8 protein-coding genes are annotated in these 9,921 nt (G+C 61.6%); all 8 read right to left on the bottom strand.

Features of this window, described 5'->3' with window-relative positions; all coding sequences use genetic code 11:
- Position 1: 1 nt before the first annotated feature.
- Complete coding sequence (locus RCCGE510_RS17490; RefSeq protein ID WP_007632077.1) at positions 2–733, bottom strand: nucleotidyltransferase family protein; 732 nt, start codon at positions 731–733, stop codon at positions 2–4.
- 13 nt (positions 734–746) lie between these two features.
- Positions 747–2,258: a bifunctional tRNA (adenosine(37)-N6)-threonylcarbamoyltransferase complex ATPase subunit type 1 TsaE/phosphotransferase gene (locus RCCGE510_RS17485; RefSeq protein WP_007632076.1), complete on the bottom strand. Its 1,512-nt coding sequence runs from the start codon at positions 2,256–2,258 to the stop codon at positions 747–749.
- Positions 2,255–4,840, bottom strand: coding sequence for a PAS domain-containing sensor histidine kinase (locus RCCGE510_RS17480; protein WP_007632074.1), 2,586 nt, complete (start codon positions 4,838–4,840; stop codon positions 2,255–2,257). Before RCCGE510_RS17480 ends, RCCGE510_RS17485 begins: the two co-directional genes overlap by 4 nt.
- 203 nt (positions 4,841–5,043) lie before the next feature.
- A complete protein-coding gene (gene ahcY, locus RCCGE510_RS17475; protein WP_007632071.1) occupies positions 5,044–6,444 on the bottom strand; it encodes an adenosylhomocysteinase in 1,401 nt (466 codons plus the stop codon).
- A 277-nt stretch (positions 6,445–6,721) separates the two neighbouring features.
- Positions 6,722–6,997: an HPr family phosphocarrier protein gene (locus tag RCCGE510_RS17470; protein ID WP_007632068.1), complete on the bottom strand. Its 276-nt coding sequence runs from the start codon at positions 6,995–6,997 to the stop codon at positions 6,722–6,724.
- Positions 6,998–7,006: 9 nt separating this feature from the next.
- Positions 7,007–7,408 carry a PTS sugar transporter subunit IIA gene (locus tag RCCGE510_RS17465; protein ID WP_003544139.1) on the bottom strand — a complete coding sequence of 134 codons (402 nt, stop codon included), beginning with the start codon at positions 7,406–7,408 and terminating at the stop codon, positions 7,007–7,009.
- Positions 7,409–7,558: 150 nt separating this feature from the next.
- Positions 7,559–8,008 carry an HPr kinase gene (locus RCCGE510_RS17460; RefSeq protein WP_007632063.1) on the bottom strand — a complete coding sequence of 150 codons (450 nt, stop codon included), beginning with the start codon at positions 8,006–8,008 and terminating at the stop codon, positions 7,559–7,561.
- Positions 8,005–9,795: a sensor histidine kinase gene (locus RCCGE510_RS17455; RefSeq protein ID WP_007632060.1), complete on the bottom strand. Its 1,791-nt coding sequence runs from the start codon at positions 9,793–9,795 to the stop codon at positions 8,005–8,007. The genes RCCGE510_RS17460 and RCCGE510_RS17455 overlap by 4 nt, the downstream gene beginning before the upstream one ends.
- Between the last annotated feature and the right edge of the window lie 126 nt (positions 9,796–9,921).

Genomic DNA, 9,921 nt, shown 5'->3' with positions numbered 1-9,921 from the left:
CTCACGCGAACGCCCGCAACCGACGGATCGTTTCCTCAGCCTCGCCGATCGCCTCCGGCGTTCCCACCGTCAGCCAGTGGCCGTCGAGCACCATGCCGAAAAGCCGTCCGCGCGCGATCGCCTTATCGAAGTAGATATTGAGGTTGAAGGCGTCCTGCGGCGCGTCGTCGAACAGCGACGGGTTCATGGCGATCGCTCCGGCATAGACGACAGGATTGGACGGATCGTCGCGATAACGCGTCAGCCGGCCGTCGGCCGCGAGGCTGAAATCGTTCTTGCCGTTGTGACCCGTCGTATCCTCGATCATCACACAGAGCAGCGCCATGTCCATGCGTTCGGCATCGAAGAATCCGGCTAAGCGCTGCAGGTTCGTCGGCCGCCCCGGCTGTTCGCCGATCCAGAACAGGTCGGCATTCATGACGAAGATATCGTCGCGGGTCAGCAGCCTCAGCCCCTTCGCCAGTCCGCCGCCGGAGTTCATCAGTGCGGCCCGCTCGTCGGAGATGACGATGTCGAGGCCAGGATAGTTTTTCAGATGATCGAGCATCTGGTCAGCGTGGTGATGAACGTTGACGGCGGCTCGTTCGACGCCGGCGGTCACCAGCGAATCCAGCGTGTAGTCGATCATCGGCTTGCCGTCGATTTTCACCAGCGGCTTCGGGATCGTCTCGGTGATCGGGCGCATACGGGTCCCGAGACCCGCGGCCAGTACCATGGCTTGTCTGATGCTCATGCTGATCCGGAACTTATGATTCGCTTTGGCTTATTCCAGCCCTTGCGCACCAATCGCGCAAGGGGGCAAGCGCTTCGTGCTCAAGTGCGACCTGGAGATAGGCGAGCGTTCGCGGCATATGTTTGAGGTAGCCGGATTTGCCGTCGCGCTGCAGCAGCCGCACCCAGAGACCGGCAAGCTTGCAGTTGCGCTGCGCCGACATGATGGCCCAGGCCTTCATGAATCCGGCTTCGTCGAAGCCACCCTGGGCGCGGCGAAGGCTGAGGTAATCGTCCATCAGCTGCCGGAAGAGATCCGGTTCGATCGTCACCCGCGCATCCTGAACGATCGAGGCGAGGTCATAGGCGGTAGGGCCGATCATGGCGTCCTGGAAATCGATGAGGCCGATCTTGCGGATGCCGCTTTCTTGTTCGCGCCAGATGATGTTCGGCGAATGGAAGTCACGCAGCAGCAGGTTCTTCTCGGCCGACGCAAGCTGGTCGATGAGCGAGTCCCAGATCGCCAGATACTCCGCCCGTTCGGCATCCGTGGGAGGTGTACCGCGCTTCCAGGCAATGTGCCAATCGAGCACAAGCTGCACTTCCATCTTCATCGCCGTGCGATCGAAGTCCGGAATGTGATGCGTATGCGTTGTCGAAACCGGGATATCCCTAGGGATCTGCATGGAATGAAGATGGGCAAGGCAGGCGACGCTTTGCCGGTAGCGTTCGGCGATCGGCCGTCCGTCGTCATCGAGCACGCCTTGGCTGCCAAGATCCTCGATCAGCAGGATGCCCTGCTCATAGTCGACCTTGTAGATCTCCGGCGTCGCAAACCCCCGTTGGCGCAACGCATCGGCAATCGCGACGAAAGGATAGGCATTCTGCGCAAGATGCGCGACCTTGGGATAGGATTTGCCGTCATAGACCGGCGGCCCCTCGGGATGCGGCCTCCAGTCCATCAATATTTTCGGTGGAGCGTCGTTCGGATAGACATATTCGTAGGCGCGCAACGACGCATCGCCGGTCAGGAAGCGGCGCTTCGCATCGGGATAGCCGGCATCGTCAAGGAAATCGCGGATCGCCAGGACCCGGCGGATGCGCAAGGCCGGCGCACCGCCGGCTTCGATCGTCGCCCGGCGGCCGCTGCCCTCATGTTCGAGTCTCAGTGCGATGCGCTCGGCCGGCAGTTCGCCCTCGGCCATCTCCGGCCATTCGACCAGACAGATCCCGTTCTCCAGGGCCTCATCGAAGCCGAGCTCGGTCAATTCGCCGGAATGGCCGAGCCGATAGAGATCGAAATGCGAAACCGGGATACGCAGATCGTAGGACTGCACCAGCGTGAAGGTCGGGCTCGGGACCTCGAGCCCCTCGTCATCGGCCATCGCGCGCAGGATTGCCCGTGCCAGCGAGGATTTCCCGGCGCCGAGATCGCCGGAAAGGGCGAGGCAATCGCCGGCTTTCAAGGCCAGCGCCAGGTCTTGGCCCAGTCGAGATGTAGCCGCCTCGTCTTTCAGAAAGAGCGAGATCGTGTCGCTGGTCGTCATTCGGCAGCCGCGGTATGCGGGACATTGATCGAGGGGATACGGCAGACGACGGTTGTGCCCTTGCCCGGCTCGCTGTCGATCGTCACGTCGCCATGATGCAGACTGACGAAGCTGTCGACGATCGACAGGCCGAGGCCGGCGCCGCCGCGTTTGCCGCTTTTCGCGCCCGTTGCAAACCGGTCGAAGACGGTGGCGATCATGTCAGGCGAGATGCCGGGGCCGCGATCGCTGACGGAAAAGACGAAATCCGTGCCTTCGCGATGGCACTCCAGCGCGATCGAGGTGCCTTCCGGCGAAAAATTCGCCGCGTTGGAAAGCAGCTTCAGAAGTATCTGCTTCAGCCGCTGCGGATCGGCGACGATCGAGCCGAGATAGGCCGGCGCGGTGATTTCGAGCGCCACGCCGCTTTCATGCAGGCGATCGGCGATCTGCATCGAAACGTCGTCGAGCAGGTCGTTGAGATCGATATCCGCATAGTTGAGCCGCATGATGCCGGCATCGACGGTCGCAAGGTCGAGGATATCGTTGACGAGTGTCAGCAGAACGGAGGACGAGGTCGAGATGTGGTCGATATATTCGGCCTGCCGTTCGTTCAGCGGCCCGACGCCCTGCGTGCGCAGCAGATCGGTAAAGCCGATGATATTGGTCAGCGGCGAGCGCAGCTCGTAGGACACATGCTGGACGAAGTCGTTTTTCAGCTCATCGGCTTTGCGCAACGCTTCGTTCTTCTCGGTCAGCGCCCGCTCGGCACGCACGCTGTCCGTCATATTGACGAAGGTCAACATGGTCTGCGCATTCGGCAGCGGGATGACGGCATAGTCGAGCACGAGGCCGGAGAAGAGTTCCAACGTCCCCTGGCCCGAGCGGCGTTCGTCGTCGAAGCTGGTGATCAGTTCCGCGAACGCCTTCCAGCCGTCCGGCCGGTCATAGGACGGCGCGCAGGCCTCGCCCAGTCCGCGGATATGGGTGCCGGGCTTGGCTTCGGTTTCGGTGATCCCCCAGAGTGCGCGGAAGGCCGGGTTCGACAGACGGATGCGTCCGTCCGGACCGAACACCGCCACACCTTCGGAAAGATGGTCGATGGTCTCGCCCTGCACCTTGACCAGCGTGTTGTAGCGCGTTTCGAGATCGACCTGCTCGGTCAGGTTTTCGAATACCCAGGTGGCGCCACCCTGCGGATGGGCGGTCGCGAAGACGCGCAATGTCTGTCCGTTCGGCAGGTGCCAGAGATCGGATTGCGTGTCGAGCGCGCGATAGACGGAAAGGGCAGCTTCCTTCCAGCTTTTCCAGTTGAGCTGGTCCGGCAGCTTCTTGGCAGCCCGCAGCCGCTCGAGCAGCTCGCTATTGTCCGGCCGGCCTTCGAGGAAGGCGATATCCAGCTCCCAGAGCGCGACGAAAGCCTGGTTGTAGAATTGCAGGCGGCGGTCGCCGTCGAAGATGGCAACGGGCGTGGCGAGATGGTCGAGGGTTTCGGCGTGGCTCTTCAGCGTCCGTTCCAGCTCGGCACGCACCGCCTCTATGTCGGACACGTCGATCGCGATACCGGCCGAGCCGCTGGGCAGCCTGACGTCGACGACGTCGAAGAATGTGCGGTTGCCGCGCACGACCGTCGAGATCGTGTCGTGGAAGGGTGATTCCGGCGTCGTTGTGGCGCGAATACGTTCGCGCGCCACGGTCGTCAGCATCTCGCGGCCTTCATTGATCGCCTGCTGCGGCGACCGCGCTTCGACTGCCTCGCCATAAGCCTGGTTGACCCAGGTGAGACGGCCCGCCGGGTCGCGTTGCCAGGCGGGCATGTCGATCGCGTCGAGCATGGTCTGGAAGGCCGAGATCGAAGTCATCAGCCGGTCGCGCTCGATCCTGAGCTCTGCAAGCTCGGCGCGCAGATTGTTGAGCGCCACGAAGCGGACGAAGGCCCGCCCGCCGGAAACCCGGCCCTGCGCCTCGAGGATTTCGTCACGGATGGTTTCGACCACCATGTCGAAGCTCTGTGCTCCGTCGCGCAAGCAGTCGATCGCCTTTTCCAGCTCGGAGGCCGAGCGTGACTTCAGCCAGAGGCCGAAGGCCAGGAATTCGCCGTCCTGCGGTGCGCCGGTTTCGGGCGGAAGCTGGCCGAGCAGTTCGGGGCGCGCGTTGCCGTCCCAGATGACGATCCGCCGATTCTTGTCGGCGATCAAAGCCTGGTATTGCGAAATGCGCTGCTGGGCATCGGAAAGCGCCGAGCGGATTTCCCGGCTCTCGCTTTCCAGATTGCCGCGCTGGCGCACCAGCCACAGCGTCGAAAGCAATGCTGCCGATATGACGCCGATGACGACGGAAACGCCGACGACCTGCGAGGATGTGAAGAGGTGGGCCGAAGCTGCCGCCTGCTGCTCCGTCTGTGCCAGAACCGGCCGCGCCAGCGCCGCCAGCGCCGTGCCGGCCGCGCAGCTTTTCAGGAAGCGCGCCAATGATCCATGCTCTGGCTTGGCGGCTTCGTGTGCCGTTGCCGATTGGTGCTCTTGGCCCGCCATCAGCGGGCGGCGACCGGCGCGAACGCCGTCATCCGCCTGACCGGGCAGGCTGCTTTTCATTTCCGACATCCGCGGTATGTCTCCGTCCTTCAATGTGCCGCATTACGACAAGACATCCCATTTTCGGAGCGGTCGGACAGGGTCCGGCGCCACGAATCAAGTCTTAAAACAATACTTCGGATGGGAATCGTCGGGAAGGGAGCGTCCAAAAAATAAGCCGCGGCAATTGTCAATGCCGCGGCTTCTACATCTTGTGGATATTAACGATAAGATCAATATCTGTAGTGGTCGGACTTGAATGGACCCTTGGGCGAGACGCCGATATAGGCAGCCTGTTCCTCGGAAAGCTCAGTGAGCTTCACGCCGAGCTTGTCGAGATGCAGGCGTGCGACCTTCTCATCGAGATGCTTCGGCAGGATATAGACCTGGTTGGAATACTGGTCGGGCTTGGTGAAGAGCTCGATCTGCGCCAGCGTCTGGTTGGTGAAGGAAGCCGACATCACGAAGGACGGGTGGCCGGTGGCATTGCCAAGGTTGAGCAGACGGCCTTCGGAAAGAAGGATGATGCGATTGCCCTTGGGGAATTCGATCAGGTCGACCTGCGGCTTGACGTTGGTCCACTTGAGATTGCGCAGCGCGGCGACTTCGATTTCGTTGTCGAAGTGGCCGATATTGCCGACGATCGCCATGTCCTTCATCTGACGCATGTGGTCGATGCGGATGACGTCCTTGTTGCCCGTGGTGGTGATGAAGAGATCGGCAGAGGAAACGACGTCCTCGAGCAGCACGACTTCATAACCGTCCATCGCAGCCTGCAATGCGCAGATCGGATCGGCTTCGGTCACCTTGACGCGGGCGCCGGCGCCGGAAAGCGACGCGGCAGAACCCTTGCCGACGTCGCCGTAGCCGCAGACGACAGCAACCTTGCCGGCCATCATCACGTCGGTGCCGCGGCGGATGCCGTCGACCAGCGATTCCTTGCAGCCGTACTTGTTGTCGAACTTCGACTTGGTGACCGAGTCGTTGACGTTGATCGCCGGGAAGGGCAGCAGGCCCTTCTGGCTGAGCTGATAGAGGCGGTTGACGCCGGTCGTCGTTTCCTCGGTGACGCCCTTGATCGCGTCGCGCTGCTTGGTGAACCAGCCCGGAGAAGCGGCAAGGCGCTTCTTGATCTGTGCGAAGAGGATCTCCTCTTCCTCGGAATGCGGATGGGACAGCACATCTTCACCGGCTTCGGCGCGGGCGCCGAGCAGGATGTACATGGTCGCATCGCCGCCGTCATCGAGGATCATGTTGGAAAGGCCGCCATCGGCCCACTGGAAGATCTTGTCGGTATAGACCCAGTAATCCTCGAGCGACTCGCCCTTGATGGCGAAGACAGGCACGCCGGCGGCGGCGATCGCGGCAGCGGCATGATCCTGCGTCGAGAAGATGTTGCACGAGGCCCAGCGGACTTCGGCGCCGAGCGCCACCAGCGTCTCGATGAGCACGGCCGTCTGGATGGTCATGTGCAGCGAGCCGGTGATGCGCGCGCCCTTCAGCGGCTTTGCCTGGCCGAATTCGGTGCGGCAGGACATCAGCCCCGGCATTTCGGTTTCGGCGATCGTAATTTCCTTGCGGCCGAAATCAGCAAGCCCGAGATCGGCGACGACATAATCTTTTTCAGTGCTCATAGGGGTCTCCAGGCTGAAAAACGTCTCAAAATTGGCGCAGGCGCGAAGATGGCCGCGCGACGGATGGGCCGCGTGCTCATGCAGATCGCCCGGAAGTGTGCAGCGGTTCCGGAATAACGACATGCACAAAAACAGAGAGCTAAAGCGCGTCCGCACGAAGCAAGTTCGATGCGCCGCGCTTTAGCGCACGGCATATCCGCCGTTTAGCAGGCTTCAGATAGGAAGGCAATAAAGATATAAAGAAGTCTTTATATCTTTATATGATCGCTGTCGGAACTCAAATCTCTTCGCCGAAGCGGTTCTGGATCAGCTGGTCCAGGGCCTCTAGCGCTTGCTCGGCCTGGCTGCCGCTTGCCGAGACGACGACGCTCGAGCCGGGGCTGGCCGCCAGCATCATCAGGCCCATGATCGAGGTGCCACCGACCGTCATTCCGTCCTTGGAAACGGTGATGGCGGCATCGAAGGTTTCGACCATCTGCACGAATTTGGCGGAGGCCCGCGCGTGAAGACCGCGCTTGTTGATGATAAGGAGTTCCCGGGAGAGCGATGTCATGGAGGGCCGTTATTTTCCGCTGAGCACGCGGCTCGCGACGTTGATATATTTCCGCCCGGCTTCGGAAGCCTCGACCAGCGCCTTCTCCATGTTGTTCTCGCCACGCACGCCGGCGAGCTTGATCAGCATCGGCAGATTGACGCCGGCAATGACTTCGGTATGGCCGCTGCTCATGACGGATATGGCAAGATTGGACGGCGTGCCGCCGAACATGTCGGTCAGAATGACGACGCCATGGCCATCATCGGCACCGGAAACAGCTTCCAGAATGTCCTGCCGTCTTTGATCCATGTCGTCTTCGGGGCCAATACAGACCGTCTCGATGAATTTCTGAGGACCGACGACGTGCTCGACAGCATGACGAAACTCTTCAGCCAGCTTGCCATGAGTGACAAGCACAAGTCCGATCATGATATTACTGCTCCCATATACGCCAACGGTGGCCCCAATATCGCAATGCAGCAATTACGTCCACCGGTGGGGGCACATCTTGGCCATGAAAAGCCGAAGTGCAAGATAAAAATGCGAATATATAAGGCAGATTGATCAATCCGGAAGGCTTCAATGCCAGATCTCAGGTGCTTTCGCCATCAGGATTGCAAGGGGTGACGAAACGCCAGTGAGCAACCGCAATGCGGGAAGCGAAAAACCGCCAGCGATGCTGACGATTTCACCTTCGGGGGGCACGCGATCTTCACCGCTGGCGCTGCCTGGAAGCACGGCGTAATGCATGGGCGCCCGTGGAATATGATCCTGCCGGACGATGCCGGTGCCGCGAAGTTCGATCAGCCCGGCGATCGACGGCGGACATGCCGCGATCACCGTGCCAGCCTCTTCAGACAAAAGAACCTGGTCGTCGGCGACCAGCGCCGTGAACAGCCCGAGCCGGCGTGCCTCGGTCATGCAGGTGAAGGCCAGCATCGATTTTCCCCAGCCGGAAGGTCCGCTGAACAGCAGCCCCGTTCTGCCGACGATGATCGCTGTCGCATGGATGTTCGGAGCCGTCGTCATGGGGCGGCATCGACAGGCAAAGCGAGAATAAAGCGAGCACCGCGCACCTGTCCGCCTTCGGCATCGGTGATGTTCTCCGCTCTCAGCGAGCCGCCATGGGCTTCGGCGATCTGGCGGCTGATCGACAGGCCGAGCCCCGAATTCTGTCCGAAGCCTTCCGATTCCGGTCGATCCGTATAGAAGCGCTCGAAGATGCGGTCGATATTTTCCGCCTGGATGCCGGGACCGTTGTCCTCGATCGTGGTGACGCAGCGCGACCGTGTCCGCACCAGCCGCACGGTAATCTTGCCACCCTTTTCCGGCACGAAGGAGCGGGCGTTCTCGATCAGGTTGGCGATGATCTGGCCGATGCGCAGATCGTGGCCGTTGACGACGAAGCGCGTCTTGACGTTCGGCTTGCGTTCGATCGCATATTCGATCTCCACCTGCTTCTTGGTGCTCCTGACCTGCCGTGAAACCTCGATCAGGTCGCGCAACAGCGCCTCCATGTCGACGGAACCGGCATCGACACGCGCGAGTTCGGCATCGAGGCGGGAGGCGTCGGAGATATCGCTGATCAGCCGGTCGAGGCGGCGGACATCGTGCTGGATGACGTCCATCAGCCGCTTCTTGGAATCGTCGGATTTGGCAAGCGGCAGCGTTTCGACGGCGCTGCGCAGCGAAGTCAGCGGGTTCTTGAGCTCGTGGCTGACATCGGCCGCGAAACTCTCGATCGCATCGATGCGGTCGTAGAGCGCTGTCGTCATCTGGCGCAATGCAATCGAAAGATTGCCGATTTCATCCTGGCGGGCAGAAAAATCCGGAATCTCCTCGCGCGCCTTGGCCCCGCGCCGCACCCGGATGGCGGCAGCCGAAAGCCGGCGCAGCGGATTGGCGATCGTCGACGAGAGCACCAGCGAAAGCAGCACGTTGACGAGCGTTGCGACGCCGAAGACGCGCATGATCGCAAGCCGCTCGGCATGCACGATATTGTCGATATCGCCCGCCTGCGTCGAAAGCAGCAGCACCCCGAGCACGGCGCGGAAACGCTGGATCGGCACGGCGACGGAAACGATGAGCTCGCCTTTTTCGGTCGTGCGCACGACGGCGCCGCGCACGCCGGTGAGTGCGTTCATCACCTCTGGATAGATCGAGCCGTCACCGCCCGGCGCTTCCTTGTAAAGCGGCAGATTGCCCGGCTGCAGCGCTTTGTTGAACAGGGTGGCGAACCATTCGCTCCAGGTCTGCTTCTCCTCTTCGACCGGCGGCAGATCGAAGCGCAGCACCTGGCCGCGCGAATAGAGATGGCGCGAATCGAGCAGCAGATTGGCATCGGCATCGAAGATGCGGGCGCGTGTGCGCGTCGGAGAGATCAGCCGGCGCAGCACCGGCGCGACCTTCTCGGGATCGATCGGGAATTCGAGGTCCTCGTCGTTCGGCACCGGCGTGATGCTCTGGCCAGCCTGCAACTCGAGCAGCTTCTGCGGATCGATGGTGATCGAGTTGGTATCGACCGACGCGGAAGCAGAAATGGCGCCGGCGATGATCTCGCCTTGCGTCAACAGACTCTCGGCGCGGGCGTCGATCAGTCCCTCGCGAAACTGATTGAGATAGAGAATACCGCCGACAAGCACGACCAGCGCGACGAGATTGAAGAACAGGATGCGCCGCGTCAGGCTCGAAAACACGGCATTGCCGAAGATACGGCGGATCAGCGTGAAGGGGTGCGACCAACGGCGGCCTTTGACGCGACGGGTGCTCACGCCCTCCGCATCGTCGAGATCCCTTTCCTGCACCAACTGTGCCAACGACTGGCCCTTTCGAAGGGCGGGGCCGGATGGAACCGGCCCGCAGCCCTCAACAATTCCGACAGCGCCGCGCGTCATTTAAAGACGCGCCAAGGAGGCTGTAACACGTTAGAACTGCTGCATAAC

Source organism: Rhizobium sp. CCGE 510 (genome assembly GCF_000292525.1).
Taxonomy (GTDB): domain Bacteria; phylum Pseudomonadota; class Alphaproteobacteria; order Rhizobiales; family Rhizobiaceae; genus Rhizobium.
The sequence above is the reverse complement of the archived record's forward strand: the minus strand, read 5'-3'. Positions and strand labels throughout refer to the sequence as shown.